The sequence below is a fragment of the Spirillospora sp. NPDC049652 genome, assembly GCF_040675125.1.
Classification (GTDB): Bacteria; Actinomycetota; Actinomycetes; order Streptosporangiales; family Streptosporangiaceae; genus Spirillospora.
The window spans coordinates 1-17661 of the sequence record NZ_JBFAOF010000056.1 but is presented as its reverse complement, the minus strand read 5'-3'; the positions used below and the strand labels follow the sequence as shown (position 1 = coordinate 17661).

The window sequence follows — 17661 nt, the reverse complement described above, 5'->3', positions numbered from 1 at the left end:
CGGGCCTGCGCGCCGTCGAGCAGGTCGCGCTCGATGCGGCGCAGCTCGCGGGCCGAGGTGTCCACGGCGTCCGCGCGGGTCTCGGCGAGGTGCCGGACGCGCAGCGCGAGCCGGGACTTCTCGGTCGGGCCGAGCAGCGACTGCGTCCAGCGGCCGTACACGTCCATCAGGCGCGGGCCGAAGTACAGGCCGAGGAGGCCGTAGACGGTGCCGAGCGCCGCGATCAGCCCCGCGTTGACCGGGTGGTCGGAGAAGCTGCCCTGCATCGGGATGAAGGTGTACCAGTCGTTCCCGCCGTGCTCCTTGATGATCCGGCCGAGGAACGCCGCCAGCAGCCAGCCGTAGATCCCGTACAGGACGAGCAGGAAGGACAGGAACGCGGTGCACATGGCGACGACGGGGTCGATCAGCAGGAACGCCATGTCGCGCCAGGTCGCCGGGTCCTGCATGAGCGCGGCGAAGCGCTGGAAGGCGGTGGCGTCCTCGGGGACGGGCAGGTAGGGCCGCTCGACGGTCCGGCCCGTCCAGTCGGACACCCGGCGGCGGTAGAGGTCGAGCAGGCCGCGCAGCATCATGACCGCGGGCGGCACCAGGAAGATGCCCACGCCCGCGCCCACCAGGGAGAGGGAGATCATCACCGCCAGGGAGGCGAACAGCAGAGGGAAGCCCAGCAGCCAGAGCCGCACGCCCCGCAGGGGGGCCACCAGGTACTGCCCGACGCCGCCCGCGCCGCCGTTCCGCACGCTCGCGCCGCCGTCCCTCAGACCGACTTCACCGTTCACCGGATCCTCCTCATTCCTGCCGTCTGCCACTCATTCTTCGGGGACGGGACGGTGCGCGCAGTGTGCCGGGAACCCGAAGCGGGGGGTGTACCCAGGTACACCCCAGATCGGCACGTAGCGCCATTCTCCAGCAAACGGCCAGTTCATAGCGTTCGTGGTGTACCCCCCACCGAGCATCAGGGACCACCATGAAGAGGAACCTCGCGGAGCGGCTGGGCCACTGGAGTGCCCGCCACCGCACCGTCGCCATCGTCGGATGGCTCGCTTTCGTCGTGCTGACCTCGGTGCTCGGCGGGATGTCCGGCACCGAGAAGCTGAAGCCGTACGAGCAGGGCGTCGGGTCGTCGGCCCGCGCCGAGAAGATCATCTACGACGCGAAGATCGACGACCCGTCGACCGAGATGGTGCTGCTGCACTCGGGCGACGCCGGCGCGCTGACCAGGGCCGTGGCGGACGTGCGGTCGCGGATGCAGGCGTCCGGGCAGGTCACGAACATGAAGCCGACACTGGTCGGCAAGGACGCGCGGGACCGGCTGGTCGTGTTCGACATCGCCGGCGACCCGGAGAAGGCCGACGAGCACGTCCAGCCGATCCTGGACGTGACGGCCGCCGCGCAGAAGGCGAACCCCGACGTCACGATCGGGCAGTTCGGCGGCACGAGCGCCGGCAAGTGGTTCGACAACGCGGTCGGCAACGACTTCAAGCGCGCCGAGATCACCGCGCTGCCCCTCGCCCTCGGCATCCTGCTGGTCGCGTTCGGGGCGCTGCTCGCCGCGCTGCTTCCGGTCGCGCTCGCCTTCACCGCGTTCCTCGCCTCGCTCGGCCTGATGGGCGCGATCAGCCACGTCATGCACGTGGACGACTCGACCAACTCGGTGATGCTGCTCATGGGCCTCGCCGTCGGCGTCGACTACTGCCTGTTCTACCTGCAGCGCGAGCGCCAGGAGCGGACGCTCGGCCGGGACCGCGAGGCCGCGCTGCGGATCGCCGCCGCCACCTCCGGACGGTCGGTGCTGGTGTCCGGCCTGACCGTCATGGTGGCGATGGCCGGGATGTTCATCACCGGGATGGGGATCTTCGAGGGGTTCGCGCTCGCCACGATCCTGGTCGTCTGCGTCGCGATGCTCGGCTCGGTGACCGTCCTGCCCGCGCTGCTGTCCCTGCTCGGCGACAAGGTCGAGCTCGGCCGCGTCCCGTTCCTCAACCGGACCCCGCGCCGCGGCCGCCGCGCGAAGGGCCAGGCCGCCGGCCAGGCCCATGGCCAGGTCCACGGCCAGGTTCCGGCGCGGCAGGGCGGGCGGATCGTCGGCGCGCTGCTGCGTCCCGTCCTCGCCCGGCCCGGCGTCGCCGCCGTCCTCGCGACCGGCGTGCTGCTCGTCCTCGCCGCGCCCGCGCTCGGCCTGAAGACGCAGAAGCTCGACCTCAACCAGCAGATGCCGCAGAGCGAGCCGATCGCGAAGACCTACACGGCCATCAACAAGGCGTTCCCCGGCAGCCCCGGCCCCGCGGTCGTGGTCGTCAAGGCGGACGACATCAACGCCGCGCCGGTGAGGCAGGCGATCGCGGCGCTGAAGAAGGAGGCGCTCGCGACCGGCGAGATGAACAACCCGATCAACGTCCGGACGCACGGCGCGCACGTGGCGCAGATCGAGGTCCCGCTCGCCGGGAACGGCACGGACGAGACCTCCCTGCACGCGCTGAAGACGCTGCGCGGGCAGGTCGTCCCGCACACCGTCGCGAAGGTCGGCCAGGCCGAGGTCACCGGCCACCTCGCCTTCTCCGAGGACTTCAACGGACGGCTCCGGACCAGCATCCTGCCGGTGTTCCTGTTCGTGATGGGCGTGACGTTCCTGCTGATGCTGGTGTTCTTCCGCTCGCCGGTGATCGCGGCGACCGCGATCGTGCTGAACCTGCTGTCGGTCGGCGCCGCCTACGGCGTCATGGCGGCCGTCTTCCAGCACGGCTGGGGCGCGTCGCTGGTCGCCACGCACCCGGTCGGCGCGCTGGAGTCCTGGATCCCGCTGTTCGTCTTCGTCGTCCTGTTCGGGCTGTCGATGGACTACCACGTCTTCGTGGTCTCCCGGATCCGCGAGGCGCACGACCAGGGCATGCCGACCACCCGCGCCGTCGCGGACGGCGTGCGCGCCACCGCGGGCGTCGTGACCAGCGCCGCCGTCATCATGATCGCCACGTTCGGCATCTTCGGGACGCTGTCCATGCAGGACTTCAAGCAGCTCGGCGTCGGCCTCGCGGTCGCCGTCCTGATCGACGCGACGATCGTCCGGGTGATCCTGCTGCCCGCCGTGATGGCGATGCTGGGCCGCGCCAACTGGTGGGTGCCGCGCTGGCTCGGCTGGCTTCCGCACGTGTCGCACGGCGAGCCGGAGACCCCGGCGCGTCCCGCCGCGCCCCTCCTGACCCGCTGACGAGGAGACGGCCGGCGTAGAACGCCGAGCCCCCGGCCGCGAGACGCGGCCGGGGGCTTCGTGGTGTCTTGGGGAGGCCGCTCAGAGGGTGACGAAGTGCAGGCCCCGGTGTTTGAGCTTGGGGATGACGGCGCGCAGGGAGGCGACCGTCTGGGAGCGGTCGCCGCCGCCGTCGTGGCAGAGCAGGACGTTGCCGGCCTTCGCCGACAGCATCGTCCGGCGGATGTGCCCGACGCCCGGACGGGACCAGTCCCTCGGGTCGACGGCCCAGTCCACCGGGAGCATGCCGTGCTCGGCGATCAGCTCCAGGTTCGCCTTCGACCACGCGCCGCCCGGGGCGCGGAACAGCGTCGGGACGACGCCCGTGACGTCCGCGACGCGGTGGTACGGCTCCATGACCTCTTTCTTGAGGCGCTTGCCCTTGAGCCGGTCGAACGGGATCGGGTGCGTCTGGGTGTGGTTGCAGATCTGGTGCCCGGCCTCCACGACCCGGCGGGTCAGCTTCGGGAACTCCTGGACCTGCTCGCCGATCTGGAAGAACGTCGCGCGCACGTCGTGCTCGGCGAGCACGTCGAGCACCTGCGGCGTCCAGGTCGGATGCGGGCCGTCGTCGATCGTCAGCGCGATCGAGTTCGGCGGCGCGGGCGGGCTGACGTCGGTGAACAGGTCCCGGATCGGGGCCTTGACGAGGGTCAGCCGCTGCTGCGACCAGGACGCCGGGCGCGGCGTGGGAACCGGGGTGGGTTTCGGCGTCGGCGTAGGCTTGGGCGTCGCTCCCGGATGACCGGCGTTGGCCGTCTGACTGACGCGCGCGGCATGCGCGCGGCCGTGCAGAACATCGTCCGCGCCGAGCACCGCGAGCCCGGCGGCGCCCATCAGCGTGAGCGCGACTCGCCGGGTCGGCCCGCTCGTCCCCGTATCCGCCACATGCCCCACGTTAGCGGGGGTTCCGGACCCCACGGTGCCGGAATCAGGTCACAATACGTTGAAATGAAACCTGCCGTCGCACGATGACCGGAACACCGTCCGTTGGGCCTTTGCTGGGGCTCGTCCTCGGCGCGCTGACCGTCGCCGCGGTCCTGCTCGTCCGGGCGGGCGGACTCGGCCTCTCGCGCGACGTCGCGACCGCCGCGGCGCGCGCGGTCGTGCAGCTGTCCGCCGTGTCGCTGCTCATCGCCGCCGTGCTGCGCAGCGGCCCGCTGACCGGCTGCTTCATCGCCGCGATGCTGACCATCGCGGGCTTCACCGCGGCGCGCCGCATCCGCGGGCGGGCCGCGCAGACGGCACAGACGGCACGGACAGCGCAGACGACGCGGTCGGCGCGGGCCCGCCGTCTCGCGGCGGTCCGGGATTCCGTCCGGCCGGCCGGGTGGGCGGCGCTCGCCATCGCGTCCGGGGTCGTCCCGGCGCTGGTGCTGCTGCTCGCGACCGGGCTCGTTCCGCTGCGTCCGGTCGCCGTGCTCCCGATCGCGGGCATCCTCATCGGTGGCGCGATGACCGCGACCGCGCTCACCGGCCGCCGCGGCCTGGACGACCTGTGGCAGCGGCGCGGCGAGTACGAGGGCGGGCTCGCGCTCGGGCTGGCGCGGCGCGACGCGGCGCTGGAGGTGTGCCGTCCGGCGGCGGCGCTGGCGCTCGTCCCGGTGATCGACCAGACCCGCACCGTCGGGCTGGTCACGCTGCCCGGCGCGTTCGTCGGCGTCCTGCTGGGCGGCGCGGACCCGGTCCAGGCGGGCGCCGCCCAGCTGCTCGTGCTGATCGCCCTGCTGGCCGTCGAGTCGGCGTCCGCGCTGCTCACGCTGGAGCTGGTGGCGACCGGCCGCTTCGGCCCGCCGCGCTCCCCGCACTGAAGCGCGGGAGGACGTGCGGGCGGCAGTGCTCAGAGGACGCAGGCGAGGGCGTCGATCTCCACGAGCATGTCCTCGTGCGGGAGCTCGACGAACACCGTGGTGCGGCAGGGCAGCGGGGTGTCGCCCGAGTACTTCTTGACGAACTCGCCGTACGCCTCGTTCATCGCGGCGAAGTCGTCGCGCTTGGTGAGGTAGACGCGGAACATCATGACGTCCTCGACGGACGCGCCGCCCGCCTCCAGGATCGCGCGGATGTTCTCCAGGACGCGCGTCGTCTGCGCCTTCACGTCACCCAGGTGTAGGTACGCGCCGGTCTCCGGGTCCTGCGGGCCCTGCCCGGACACCTGGAGCAGCGGACCCTTGCGGACGCCCTGCGAGAAGACCCACGCGGGGGCGGGCGCGCCGTCGGAGCGGACCTCGGTCTTGGCGGTCATGCGTACTGGTTTCCCTTCGTTTCCGGATGCTTCGTTTCCGGGTGGTGTGCGCCGGAGCGGTCCGGCCGGGGGCGGTGGCCGAAGTCGGCGGAGATGGCCGCCGCCGCCTCCAGCAGGTCGGGCAGCAGATCGGTGACGTGCTCGGGCGCGAGCGGCGCGAGGTCCGGGACGGAGACGGACGCCGCCGCGACGACGCGTCCGGACGCGTCCCGCACCGGGGCCGCGACGCAGTGGATGAACGTCTCGTGCTCGGCGTCGTCCACGGCGTAGCCGCGCGCCGCGACCCGGTCGAGCTCGGCGAGCAGCGCGTCCGGGCCGGTCAGGGTGTTCGGGGTGAACGGGGTGTACTCGATGGCGGCGGCGACCGCGCGGCGGCGCGCCTCCGGCAGGTCGGCGAGCAGCACCTTGGCGATCGCGGTCGCGTGCAGCGGCATCGGCAGGCCGACCCGCGAGTACATCCGGACGGCGTGCCGCGAGTCGTACTTGTCCAGGTAGACGACCTCGCCGCCCTCGTACACGCCGAGGTGGACGGTCTGCCCGGTGCGGTCGTTCAGCCGCGCCAGGTGCGGGGCGGCGACGCGCCGCACGCCGCGCTGGTCGAGCGCCGCCCCCGACAGCTCGAACAGCCGCGAGCCGAGGTGGAAGCGGTGGTCGCCGTCGCGGTGCACGAACCGGTCGTCCTCCAGGACGCGCAGCAGCCGCAGCACGGTCGTCTTGTGGACGCCGAGCTCGGCCGCGAGGTCGTCCAGGGAGCGCGGGCCGTCGGCGAGGCCGCGCAGCAGCGCCAGCCCGCGGGCGAGGCTCTGACTCATCGTGTCCCCCGAGTGATGGTGGCGGCCGCCCACTCCGCGGGCGTCGCGGCCAGCAGCGCGGCGATCCGGTCGGGCGGGGGCGGCGGCCCGTGGTCGCCGGGCACGACCAGCGCGCCGGCGGCGGCCAGGTGGCCGAGCCGCAGCCGTCCGCGCGGGTCCAGCCCGCGCAGCGTACCGGCCAGGAACCCGGCGGCGAAGGCGTCCCCGGCTCCGACCGGCTCGACCACCTCGACGCGCAGCGCGGGCACGGTTGTGGTCACGTCCACCGCCGCCCGCGCGGGGGCGGCGGGGGAGCGGGTGACGGCGGTGGCGCGGTGCCGGTCGTCCTTGACGACGATGGTGTCCGGGCCGGGGAGCAGCGCGCGGAGCTTCGCCGGGTCGCCGGTGCCGAGGACGGCCTCGGCCTCGTCCGCGCCGAGCAGGACGATGTCGGCGGCGTCCAGCAGCGGGCGCAGGGTCGCGGCCGGGTCGGCGCCCGGCGGCCAGAGCGCCGGACGGTAGTTCAGGTCGAAGCTGGTCAGACGGCCGGGAACGCGCTGCCGCAGCAGTCCGGCGACCAGGGCGTGCGCGCTCGCCGACAACGCCGGCGTGATGCCCGACAGGTGGACGAGGGGCGCGTCACGCAGCACCGGGGCGTCCAGCAGCGCGGGGGAGAGCGCGGACCCGGCCGACCCTTCGCGGTAGTAGTGCAGGACGCTGCCGTCCGGCCCGGTCTCCTTGACGTACAGGCCGGTCGGGCGGTGCGGGTCGGTCTCGGCGCCGGAGACGTCCACGCCCGAGGCGGCGAGGTCGGCGAGGACGCGGCGGCCGAAGCCGTCGGCTCCGACGCGTCCGACCCAGGCGGCCGGGACGCCGAGCGCGGCGAGTCCGCGCGCCACGTTCGCCTCCGCGCCGCCGGTCGTGTGCCGGAAGGCCTCGACGTGTTCCAGCGGGCCGGGACGGTCCGGCAGGAGCGCGGCCATGGACTCGCCCACGCAGGCCACCGGCGACTGCCGCTTCATGTTCGCGCTGCTCCCCGAGCTCGTCGTTCCGGCGCGGCCCCCGTTGACCCGCTCATGATCGCGATGCTACAACCGGCACAACGCATTGTGCAATGAGTGTTGCAAGGGATGCAACGGCGAAGGCGGGAGTGGTGATGATCGACGGCGAAGCGGTGGCGGCCCTGCGCGGCGAGCGGCTCGACTGGCGGTTCCAGGCCGTCCCGGCGGAGGCGCACGGCCGCACGGTCGCCGAGCACCTGGCCGCCCGGCCCGCCCTCGGCGACCTCGGCACGCCGCTGCTCACGCTCGACGCCGCCGCGCTCGACCACAACCTCGCGCTGATGGCGGGCTGGACGGCCCACGCGGGCGTCGAACTCGCGCCGCACGGCAAGACGACGATGGCGCCGCAGCTCTGGAAGGCGCAGCTCGACGCCGGGGCCTGGGGCATCACGCTCGCGAACCTCCCGCAGCTCCGCGTCGCCCGCGCCTTCGGCGTGCGGCGGCTGATGCTCGCCAACTCCCTGCTCGACCCCGCCGGGCTCGCCTGGATCGCCGCCGAGCTCGCCCGCGACCCCGGGTTCGAGTTCCTGTCCTGGGCCGACTCGGTGCGCACGGTCGAGCTGATGGACGCCGCGCTGCGCGGCGCCGAAGCGTCCCGTCCGGTGGACGTCTGCGTCGAACTCGGCGGACCGGACGGACGCACCGGGACGCGCACCCTCGGCGAGGCGGAGGCCGTCGCCGCCGCGATCCGGTCCGCGCCGACGCTGCGCCTCGCGGGCGTCGCCGGGTACGAGGGTGCGTTCGCGCACGACGCGTCCGCCGCCTCGCTCGACATCGTGGACGGCTACCTGCGCCGCTTCGCCGACCTGTTCGGACGCCTCTCCTTCGAGGTGGACGCGCCGATCGCGACGGCGGGCGGCAGCGCCTACTTCGACCAGGTCGTGGACGTGCTGGGCGCGCTGCCGTCCGCCCGCGTGATCCTGCGCTCCGGCGCGTACCTCATCCACGACGACGGCTTCTACCGGGGCATCTCGCCCCTGGCCCGCGCCGCCGAGGGGGAGCGGTTCCGGTCGGCGATGCACGGCTGGGGACGCGTCGTCTCCCGCCCCGAACGCGGCCTCGCGCTCGTGGACACCGGCAAGCGCGACCTGCCGTTCGACGAGGGCCTGCCCGTGCCGCAGCTCGTGCGCGGACGCGGCGCGACGCCGGTCGCGAACGCGCACGTCAGCGCCCTCGCCGACCAGCACGCGTTCCTCCGCGACGCGGACGTCGAGGTCGGGGACGTCGTCCGGTTCGGGCTGTCGCATCCGTGCACCGCCATGGACAAGTGGCAGCTCATCCCGGTGCTCTCGTCCGCCGACGACGCCGACCCGGTCGTGGTCGACCTCGTCCGGACCTGGTTCTGACGTGTCCGGGCTGCTCTTCCGGGACGCGACCGTCGTCGACGGCACCGGGGCCCCCGCGTACCGCGCGCACGTCCGCGTCGCCGAGGGGCGCATCGCCGAGATCGCCACGCCTTCTTCCCCCGCGCCGCCCGCCGCGCGGGTCGTCGACGCGGACGGGCTCGTCCTCGCGCCCGGCTTCATCGACATGCACGCGCACTCCGACCTCGCGCTGCTCGCCGCCCCCGGCCACCTCGCGAAGGTCGCCCAGGGCGTGACGTGCGAGGTCATCGGGCAGGACGGCCTGTCGTACGCGCCGGTGTCGGACGCGACGCTGGCGACCGTCCGGCAGACCATCGCGGGCTGGAACGGCGACCCGGACGGTTTCGACTGGTCGTGGCGGACCGTCGGCGAGTACCTCGACCGGCTCGACGGCGGCATCGCGGTCAACGCGGCCTACCTCGTCCCGCAGGGCAGCGTCCGGATGCTCGCCATGGGCTGGGACGCCCGCGAACCCACCCCGGCCGAACTCGACCGGCAGCGCGACCTCGTCGCGACCGGGATGCGGGAGGGCGCGGTCGGCATGTCCAGCGGCCTTACCTACGTGCCCGGCATGTACGCCACCGACGACGAACTCGTAGAGCTGTGCCGGGTCGTCGCCGGGCTCGGTGGCTACTACTCGCCGCACCACCGCTCGTACGGCGCGGGCGCGCTCGGCGCGTACGCCGAGGTGGTCGAGATCTCGCGCCGCTCCGGCTGCCCGCTGCACCTCGCGCACGCCACGATGAACTTCGGCGTGAACAAGGGACGCGCCGCCGACCTGCTCGCACTGCTGGACGACGCGCTCGCCGGCGGCTGCGACATCACCCTCGACACCTATCCCTACCTGCCCGGATCCACCACGCTCGCGGCCCTGCTGCCCAGCCGCGCCGCCGAGGGCGGACCCGCCGCCGCGCTCGCCCGGCTCGCCGACCCCGCGTCCGCCGAGCGGATCCGGCGGATCATGGAGGAGGACGGCTCGGACGGCTGCCACGGCGTCCCGGTCGAGTGGGAGACCATCGAGATCTCCGGCTCCCGCGTCCCCGGCGCGGTCGGGCGCACCGTCGCCGCGCTCGCCGCGTCCTCGGGACGCCCCGCCTTCGACGTCTTCCGCGACCTGCTCGCCGCCGACGACTTCGGCACCACGATCCTGCAGCACGTCGGGCACGAGGAGAACGTCCAGGCGATCATGCGGCACCCCGCGCACACCGGCGGCAGCGACGGCCTGCTGCCGCTCGCGCCCGGCGCGAAACCGCACCCCCGCGCGTACGGGACGTTCCCCCGCTACCTCGCCCGCTACGTCCGCGACCTGGGCGTCCTCTCCCTCGAAGAGTGCGTCGCGCACCTCACCGGACGGCCCGCGCGGCGGCTCCGGCTGCGCGAGCGCGGCCTCGTCCGCGCCGGATACCACGCCGACCTCGTCCTGTTCGACCCCGCCGCCGTGCGGGACACCGCCACCTTCGAGTCCCCCCGGACCGTCCCCGAAGGCATCACGCACGTGCTGGTCAACGGCGTCCCCGTCCTCGACGGCGGCCGCCCGACCGGCGCACTCCCCGGCCACGCCCTGCGGCGCGGCAGGGACACCACCTCCACCCCCTGAGAGGCACCCCCATGGTTCATTGGCTCCGCCACGACACGGGCGGCCTGCTCCTGCTGTGCGCGCTGGCGATCGCCCTGCTGCTCGTGCTCATCATCAAGATCAGGCTCGAACCGTTCATCTCCCTGCTGGTGTCCGGCCTCGCCCTCGCGCTCGCCGCCGGACTCCCCGTCTCGCAGATCGTCGGGACGGCCCTCAGCTCCAAGACGTCCCTACTGGAAACAGGCTTCGGCGGCATCCTCGGGCACATCGCCCCCATCATCGGGTTGGGGACGATCCTCGGCGCGATCCTGGAGGCGTCCGGCGGAGCCGACGTCCTCACCCGAAAACTCCTGAACGTCTTCGGCGAGAAGCGCGCGCCCCTGGTGATGGGCCTCGTCGGGCTCATTTTCGGGGTGCCCGTCTTCTTCGACATCGGCATCTTCGTCCTGGCGCCGCTGGTCTACATCACCGCCCGGCGCGGCGGACGGTCGCTCGTCCTGTACGCGCTGCCGATGCTCGCCGGCCTGTCGATGACGCACGCGTTCCTGCCGCCGCACCCCGGCCCGGTCGCCGCGTCCGGCCTGCTCGGCGTGTCCCTCGGCTGGCTGATCATCATGGGCCTGATCTGCGGCATCCCCGCCTTCCTGGTGGCGGGCGTCGCCTGGGGCACGTGGATCGGCAAGCGCGTCGAGGCGACCGTCCCGGAGGACTACACGGTCGGCGAGGAGGCCCGCGAAGAGGCCGATGGGGAGACCGGCGAAGAAACTGCCGTCGCCGACCGGCGTCCCGAGCCGTCCCTGGCCTTGGTCGGCCTGGTCATCCTGGTCCCGCTGGTGCTGATCCTGCTCGCCACGTTCGGCGACGTGTGGTGGAAGGGCAGCGGCGTCCTGCCCGTCCTCACCTTCCTCGGCACGCCCGCCGTCGCGCTCACCATCGCCGTCCTGCTGGCCAGCTACCTGCTGGGCATCCGGCGCGGCATCCCGGCCAAGGAGCTGTCCGACCTCGCCACCCGCTCGCTGCGTCCGGTCGGCATGATCCTGCTGGTCGTCGGCGGCGGCGCGTTCTTCGGCGCGGTCATCTCCGCGACCGGCGTCGGCAAGGCCCTCGCCACCACCATGGCGGACGCCGGGCTCCCGATCATCGTCCTGGCCTACCTGATCAGCTGCGGTCTGCGCCTCGCCCAGGGCTCCGCGACCGTCGCGATCGTCACCACGGGAGGGATCGTCGGGCCGCTCCTGCACGGCGAACACCACTCCCAGGCCCACCTGGCCCTGATCGCCGTCGCGATCTCGGCGGGCTCGATCATCGCCTCGCACGTCAACGACGGCGGCTTCTGGATCGTGTCGCGCTACTTCAACCTCTCCGTCCGCGACACCCTCAGGACCTGGACGGTCCTGGAAACGATCCTCTCGGTGGTCGGCTTCGCCATAGCCGCCACCCTCAGCACCTTCATCTAACCCCCCCCCCCGACGACGCGGCGGCCCACCCCCTGAGCGCCGCGTCGTCGCGTGCCCATGTGCGTCCGGCGGGAAAACCCGTTGGCGGGCTGCGGCGGTCGCTGCTACCTTGCCGGAGGCCGTGCAAGAGAACGAGGAGGTGGTACCCGTGAACCTGGTAACGACATGGGTGCTCCCCTCTGGGGCCACGGTCGGACGATAGGTCGTCCGGGAGCGCCGTTCAGAGCACTCCCGAAAGGCACGACCATGCAGTTCACCTCCGAGCGACGCCTTGACGACGGCGTCCTCGAACGCGAATTCACCCTCGGCGGGATCCCCGGCATCCTGTGGACGCCCGCGTCCGCGTCCGCCTCCGCGCCGGTCCCGCTGATCCTGATCGGCCACCCCGGCGGACTGGAGAGGATGCGGCCCCGGCTGGTGGGCCGGGCCCGGCACTGCGCGGCGGACGGTTTCGCGGCGGTCACCATCGAGCTTCCCGGAAGCGGCGACCGCCCCCGGGAGCCCGAGGTCGAACAGGCCCGCGCCGACCTGCGCCGTGCGCTGGAGGCCGGCGGACCGGTCTCCGACGACATCGTCGACCGGCTCGTCCTCCCGCTGGTCGAGAAGGCCGTCCCGGAATGGCAGGCCACCATGGACGCCGTCCTCGCCCTGCCCGAGATCGGCGGCCCGGTCGGTTACTCGGGCGGCGTGATCTCCATCGGCGTCCGGCTGGCGGTGGTCGAGCCCCGCGTTTCGGCCGCCGTCTTGTTCGCCGGGAGCTTCGTGCCCCGCACCATCCTTGAGGAGGCCCGGCAGGTCACCATCCCGCTGCACGTCCTGCTGCAGTGGGACGACGAGGGCAACGACCGGCAGATCGCGCTGGATCTGTTCGACGCCTTCGGCACCAAGGAGAAGACGCTGCACGCCAACATGGGCGGCCACACCGGCGTCCCGCAGTTCGAGGCCGAGCCCGCAGCCAGGTTCTTCACCCGCCACCTGAGCTAGTCCCGAAGCTCCCGGCCGTCCTTCAGGTGGAGCTCGGCGTGCGGGTGCAGCGCGAGAACCGCACCCGCACGCCGTTCGGACGGAGTTCAGTGGCGAGGGGTGATGGCCCCGCTGACGGACGCGGCCGACGCGCCCCTCACTCGTCCGGGAGTTCCACGATCACCAGGGTGCCATGGCTGCCCGGACGGACGGTGTGCGCGGTCCCCGCCGCGACCATGAACATCTCGCCCGCCCGCACCGACACCGGAGCGCCGTCCACCACCAATTCCAGCAGGCCGTCGAGAACGATGAGCGCCTCAGCGGCGCTGTGGCTCTCCTCCGCCACCGGCATCTCGTCCATGCGCAGCACCTTCACGCATGCCGTCCCCACCCGGCCCAGCTCCAGCGAGCTCCACGCCTCCGGAAGTCCGGCGGCCGTCTTCGACAGGTTGACCACACTCACGGCGCACGCCTCCAAACGGGCCCGGTCGGTCGCTCCGAACGGGCCCGCACATCAAGATCAATGGGATGCGTTGGAAGCTATCCGACCAGGCCCGACAGTTGGTCGACCGTTTGGCAAAGACCACGAACGCCCGGCGCGGACGCCCTCAGGGGGAGGAGTCGCGGGCTGCGGGCGGGAGGGCGCGGACGGTTTGGACGATGGTCTCGCGGAGCTGGTCGAGGGAGTGGTCGGGGCCGAGGACCATGCGGCGCAGCTGCGGCATGGCGAGGGTCCAGCCGATCAGGCCGAGGGTGAGGAACAGGCGGTCCCGCGGGTCGTCCTCGTCGTCCGGGGTGCGGCTGGCCCGGACCTTCTCCTGGTAGTGGCGGGTACGGGCCGCCTCGCCCGGGACGGGCCGGTCGCCGCCGAGTTCGAGCGCCTCCCACATGAGCAGGCGCAGCGCCTCGGGGTGGGCGCGGTGGTGGTCGAACAGGCGTCCGGCGTAGGCCGCCAGGTCGTCGTCCCCGGGCGGGACGGCCTCGGCGAGGTCGGCCATCAGGCGTTCGAGGACGGCGGCGAACAGCTCGTTCTTGTCGCCGAAGTAGTCGTAGATCGCCCGCTTGTTGGCCTTGGCCTGCGCGGCGATGCGGTCCACGCGGGCCCCGGCGACGCCGTGCGCGGCGAACTCGGAGGCCGCCGCCGCGAGGATCCGCTCCTTGGTCGCCGTGGAGTCGTATGCCATGTCCCGATGGTAACGAACCGGTTCGTTTGACGATCCGGGCGGCGGTCTGCCACGCTCCTTCCGAACCATCCAGTTCGTTCGGTAGGAGCGACGATGTCCGGACTCGGGCGGCGGCTGCCGCTGGTGATGGCGCTGGCCTGCGGGGTCAGCGTGGCGAACGTGTACTTTCCGCAGGCCCTCACGCCGCTGGTCGCGGACGGGCTGCGCGTCACGCCGGCCACCGCGGCGAGCGTCGCGACGGTGACCCAGCTCGGCTACGCCGCCGGGATCTTCCTGCTCGTCCCGCTCGGCGACCGGCTCCCGCGCCGTCCGCTGATCACCGTCCTGCTGGCGGTGACGGCCGGCGCGCTGCTGGCCGCCGGGCTCGCGCCGTCCGCCGGTCTCCTGGCCGCCGCCGGAGCCGTGGTCGGCCTCGCGACCGTGGTTCCGCAACTGCTGCTGCCGATGGCGGCGGGCCTGGTCGCCCCGGACCGGCGCGGTGCGGTGGTCGGCACTCTGCAGGGCGGCCTGATCGGAGGAATCCTGCTGGCCCGCACCTTCGGCGGTGTGCTCGGCGAGCACCTCGGCTGGCGCGCCCCCTACCTGGTCGCCGCAGCCCTCACCGCGCTGCTCGCCGCCGTCCTCGGCCTGACTCTGCCCGCGACCGCCCCGGCCGTCCGCGACCGGTACCTCCACCTGCTCGCGGACACCGTCCGGATGCTGCGCACCGAGCCGGGCCTGCGCCGCTCCGCGCTCTACCAGGCCACGCTCTTCGGCGCGTTCAGCGCGGCCTGGACCGCGCTCGCCCTCCTGCTCACCGGCCCCCGCTACCGCCTGGACGCCCAGGCGGTCGGCCTGCTGGCGCTGATCGGGGCGGCGAGCATGTTCTGCGCCCCCGCCGCCGGACGCCGGGTGGACCGGTACGGCCCCGACCGCGTGAACGCGTGGTGCGTCGCAGCCACCCTCGCCGCCGCGGCCGTCCTCACCGCGGGCGCCCTGGGCGGGGCGGCGGGACTGGTCGCGCTCACCCTGGGCCTTCTGCTTCTCGACGTCGCGGTGCAGTGCAGCCAGGTCGCCAACCAGGCCCGCATCTTCGGCCTGCGCCCCGAGGCCCGCAGCCGGCTCAACACCGCCTACATGACCTGCTCGTTCCTCGGCGGCAGCGCCGGATCCTGGCTCGGCGTCCGCGCCTACGCGCTCCTGGGCTGGCCCGGCGTGTGCGCGCTCATGGCGCTCGCCGCGTCCCTCGCCTTCGCCGTCCGCCTCGCCGACCGCCGCCACCACGAGGCGTCCGCGCGCCCGGCCACGGCCTCACCGCGATGAACGTCCACCAGACCCCCGCACCCGACAACGACTCGACCGAAGGAACCACCATGACGTTTCCGGCCATGCCCCACGCCGTCCTCCAGTTCTTCCGCGCGTCCCAGGAGGGCGACGCCGACACCTGGGCGAACGCGTTCGCCCAGGACGGCGTCTTCCACGACCCGATCGGCACCGCGCCGATCGTGGGACGCGCCGCGATCCGCGACTTCATCGCGTCCGTCCTACCCCGCTTCCAGCCGTTCCTGGGGCTGACCCCCATCGAGGCCCACACCGTCGGCGACCACGTCGCGGTCTCCTGGCGCGGCGCGGCCGTCGCCCTGGACGGCAGCCCGGTCAACTGGTCCGGAATCAACATCTACGAGCTGGACGAAACGGGCCTCATCCGGGACGCCAAGGCGTACTTCAACAGCGCCGTCTTCCAGGCCCAGCTCACCGGCTGAACCCGCGCGGGAAGGGGCTCACTGCTCGGTGTAGACCGCGATGAGGGAGCCGCAGTCGGGGGTGTGGGAGCGCATCGCGGCGGGGACGGGCACTGGCGCTTGTCCCAGGTCAGGCCGTCCGCCGAGAGGGTGAACCCGCGCCGCGCCCGCAGCGGTCAGGGGAGGAGGCCTTGGCGGCGGGCGGTGGAGACGGCTTCGGTGCGGGTGTGGCTGTCCAGCTTGCGCATGGCGGAGCGGAGGTAGCTCTTCACGGTCTCGGGGAGGAGGCCGAGGCGGGCGGCGGCCTCGGCGTTGGTGCAGCCGAGGGCGACCTGGGCCAGGACGTCCAGTTCGCGCGGCGAGAGCCTGGGGCGGTGCGCCTGGCGGGCCGGGGGCGTCCCGGCGGCGGCGAGGCGGCGGGACGCCGCGCGGAGGCGGTCGCGGACCTCGTGGTCCGCGACGCGCTCGGCGAGTTCCAGCAGTTCGGCGTGGACCGCCCGCACCTCCTCCCAGCCCGGGTGGGAGGGCAGGACGGCGGTGCGGGCGGTGCCGGCGTCCTGCTCGTCCATGCACGTCAGCATGCCCGCATCGGCGGCGAACGCCAACCGGGGCGGGTCAGGGCAGGCCGAGGATGTCCACCGCCTCCGCCCGCATCTGGACCTTGCGGACCTTGCCCGTGACCGTCATCGGGAAGTCGTCCACCACGTGCACGTACCGGGGGATCTTGTAGTGGGCGAGGCGGCCGGCGCAGTACTCGCGCAGGGCCTCGGGGGTGAGGGCGGCGGCGCCGGCGCGGAGCCGGACCCAGGCCATCAGCTCCTCGCCGTACTTCTCGTCCGGGACGCCGATGACCTGGGCCTCCAGGATGTCGGGGTGGGTGAACAGGAACTCCTCCACCTCGCGCGGGTAGATGTTCTCGCCGCCCCGGATGACCATGTCCTTGATCCGGCCGGTGATCGTGACGTAGCCGTCCTCGTCCATCGCGGCGAGGTCGCCGGTGTGCATCCAGCGGGCCGCGTCGATCACCTGGGCGGTCTGCCCGGGCTGGTCCCAGTAGCCGAGCATGACCGAGTAGCCGCGGGTGCACAGCTCGCCGTGGACGCCGCGCGGCACCGGCGCGCCGGTCTCCGGGTCGACGACCTTGACCTCCAGGTGCGGGTGGACGGTCCCGACCGTGCCGACGCGGCGCTCCAGGGAGTCGCCCGCGCGGGTCTGCGTGGACACCGGGGAGGTCTCGGTCATGCCGTAGCAGATCGTCACCTCGGCCATCCCCATCCGGTCGATGACCTGCTTCATCACCTCGACCGGGCAGGGCGAGCCCGCCATGATCCCGGTGCGCAGCGAGGACAGGTCGTGCACGGCGAAGGACGGGTCGTTCAGCTCGGCGATGAACATCGTCGGGACGCCGTACAGGGACGTGCAGCGCTCGGCGGCGACCGCGGCGAGGGTCTTCGCCGGGTCGAAGCCCGGGGCGGGGATGACGATGCACGCGCCGTGCGAGGTGGCCGCCAGGTTGCACATCACCATGCCGAAGCAGTGGTAGAAGGGCACCGGGACGCAGATCCGGTCCTCCTCGTCGTAGCCGCAGATCTCGCCGACGAAGAAGCCGTTGTTCAGGATGTTGTGGTGGGAGAGCGTCGCGCCCTTGGGGAAGCCGGTCGTCCCGCTCGTGTACTGGATGTTGATCGGGTCGTCGGCGGACAGGACGGCCTCGGGGAGGACGCCGCCGCGCCCGGCCTCCAGCAGGTCGGCCCAGGAGTCGCGGCCGAGGAGCAGGACGTCCCGCAGGTCCGGGCAGTTCGGCCGCGCCTGCTCGATCATCGCCGCGTAGTCGGACGTCTTGAACGACGGCGCGGCGACCAGCGTGCGGATCCCGGCCTGCTTCAGCACGTACTCCAGCTCGTGCGTCCGGTAGGCGGGGTTGATGTTCACCAGGATCGCGCCGAGCTTCGCCGTCGCGTACTGGACGAACACCCACTCGGCGACGTTCGGGGCCCAGATGCCGACCCGGTCGCCCTTGCGGACGCCGAGCGCGGCGAGGCCGCGGGCGAC

Annotated in this window: 17 protein-coding genes; 8 read left to right on the top strand and 9 right to left on the bottom strand. The window is 73.1% G+C overall.

The genetic code is table 11. The features are described from left to right. Positions 1 to 782, bottom strand: a 782-nt coding sequence (locus AB0J52_RS06710) for a sensor domain-containing protein (RefSeq protein WP_500180585.1), incomplete at its 3' end; no start/stop codon positions are given. 188 nt (positions 783 to 970) lie between these two features. Here AB0J52_RS06710 and AB0J52_RS06705 point away from each other — a divergent pair. Beyond that, positions 971 to 3208 (top strand): MMPL family transporter, encoded by a 2238-nt coding sequence (locus AB0J52_RS06705; protein WP_500180584.1) that lies wholly within the window; start codon positions 971 to 973, stop codon positions 3206 to 3208. Positions 3209 to 3289: 81 nt separating this feature from the next. On the opposite strand, the gene AB0J52_RS06700 is transcribed toward AB0J52_RS06705, so the two are convergent. After that, entirely contained in the window at positions 3290 to 4135 is an 846-nt protein-coding gene (locus AB0J52_RS06700; protein ID WP_500180583.1) for a polysaccharide deacetylase family protein, read from the bottom strand. A gap of 110 nt (positions 4136 to 4245) precedes the next feature. Here AB0J52_RS06700 and AB0J52_RS06695 point away from each other — a divergent pair, with 110 nt between their 5' ends. Continuing rightward, positions 4246 to 5058 carry an ABC transporter permease gene (locus AB0J52_RS06695; protein ID WP_500180582.1) on the top strand — a complete coding sequence of 271 codons (813 nt, stop codon included), beginning with the start codon at positions 4246 to 4248 and terminating at the stop codon, positions 5056 to 5058. Between the two features lie 29 nt (positions 5059 to 5087). On the opposite strand, the gene AB0J52_RS06690 is transcribed toward AB0J52_RS06695, so the two are convergent. Genes AB0J52_RS06690 through AB0J52_RS06680 form a run of 3 tightly spaced genes read right to left on the bottom strand, consistent with a single transcriptional unit; the run spans position 5088 to position 7305 of the window. After that, complete coding sequence (locus AB0J52_RS06690) at positions 5088 to 5492, bottom strand: RidA family protein (protein ID WP_500180581.1); 405 nt, start codon at positions 5490 to 5492, stop codon at positions 5088 to 5090. Further along, complete coding sequence (locus tag AB0J52_RS06685) at positions 5489 to 6304, bottom strand: IclR family transcriptional regulator (protein ID WP_500180580.1); 816 nt, start codon at positions 6302 to 6304, stop codon at positions 5489 to 5491. The genes AB0J52_RS06690 and AB0J52_RS06685 overlap by 4 nt, the downstream gene beginning before the upstream one ends. Then, positions 6301 to 7305 carry a sugar kinase gene (locus AB0J52_RS06680; protein WP_500180579.1) on the bottom strand — a complete coding sequence of 335 codons (1005 nt, stop codon included), beginning with the start codon at positions 7303 to 7305 and terminating at the stop codon, positions 6301 to 6303. The genes AB0J52_RS06685 and AB0J52_RS06680 overlap by 4 nt, the downstream gene beginning before the upstream one ends. Before the next feature lie 134 nt (positions 7306 to 7439). Here AB0J52_RS06680 and AB0J52_RS06675 point away from each other — a divergent pair, with 134 nt between their 5' ends. The 4 genes from AB0J52_RS06675 (at position 7440) to AB0J52_RS06660 (ending at position 12725) form a co-directional block, all read left to right on the top strand. Next, positions 7440 to 8690 (top strand): alanine racemase, encoded by a 1251-nt coding sequence (locus tag AB0J52_RS06675; protein WP_500180578.1) that lies wholly within the window; start codon positions 7440 to 7442, stop codon positions 8688 to 8690. A 1-nt stretch (position 8691) separates the two neighbouring features. After that, a complete protein-coding gene (locus AB0J52_RS06670; RefSeq protein ID WP_500180577.1) occupies positions 8692 to 10305 on the top strand; it encodes an N-acyl-D-amino-acid deacylase family protein in 1614 nt (537 codons plus the stop codon). Between the two features lie 11 nt (positions 10306 to 10316). After that, on the top strand, positions 10317 to 11741 hold the full coding sequence (locus AB0J52_RS06665; RefSeq protein WP_500180576.1) for a GntP family permease: 1425 nt from the start codon (positions 10317 to 10319) through the stop codon (positions 11739 to 11741). A gap of 246 nt (positions 11742 to 11987) precedes the next feature. Then, positions 11988 to 12725 carry a dienelactone hydrolase family protein gene (locus AB0J52_RS06660; RefSeq protein ID WP_500180575.1) on the top strand — a complete coding sequence of 246 codons (738 nt, stop codon included), beginning with the start codon at positions 11988 to 11990 and terminating at the stop codon, positions 12723 to 12725. 136 nt (positions 12726 to 12861) lie between these two features. Here AB0J52_RS06660 and AB0J52_RS06655 read toward each other — a convergent pair whose 3' ends face one another. After that, positions 12862 to 13167: a cupin domain-containing protein gene (locus tag AB0J52_RS06655; protein WP_500180574.1), complete on the bottom strand. Its 306-nt coding sequence runs from the start codon at positions 13165 to 13167 to the stop codon at positions 12862 to 12864. Positions 13168 to 13312: 145 nt separating this feature from the next. Further along, on the bottom strand, positions 13313 to 13888 hold the full coding sequence (locus AB0J52_RS06650) for a TetR/AcrR family transcriptional regulator (protein WP_500180573.1): 576 nt from the start codon (positions 13886 to 13888) through the stop codon (positions 13313 to 13315). A 93-nt stretch (positions 13889 to 13981) separates the two neighbouring features. Here AB0J52_RS06650 and AB0J52_RS06645 point away from each other — a divergent pair, with 93 nt between their 5' ends. Together AB0J52_RS06645 and AB0J52_RS06640 are read left to right on the top strand one after the other, a co-directional pair. After that, on the top strand, positions 13982 to 15190 hold the full coding sequence (locus tag AB0J52_RS06645; protein ID WP_500180572.1) for an MFS transporter: 1209 nt from the start codon (positions 13982 to 13984) through the stop codon (positions 15188 to 15190). Between the two features lie 50 nt (positions 15191 to 15240). Next, a complete protein-coding gene (locus AB0J52_RS06640) occupies positions 15241 to 15630 on the top strand; it encodes a nuclear transport factor 2 family protein (protein ID WP_500180571.1) in 390 nt (129 codons plus the stop codon). A gap of 155 nt (positions 15631 to 15785) precedes the next feature. On the opposite strand, the gene AB0J52_RS06635 is transcribed toward AB0J52_RS06640, so the two are convergent. Beyond that, complete coding sequence (locus tag AB0J52_RS06635; RefSeq protein ID WP_500180570.1) at positions 15786 to 16178, bottom strand: response regulator transcription factor; 393 nt, start codon at positions 16176 to 16178, stop codon at positions 15786 to 15788. A gap of 46 nt (positions 16179 to 16224) precedes the next feature. Beyond that, the coding region (locus AB0J52_RS06630; protein WP_500180569.1) for an AMP-binding protein at positions 16225 to 17661 on the bottom strand (1437 nt) is incomplete at its 5' end.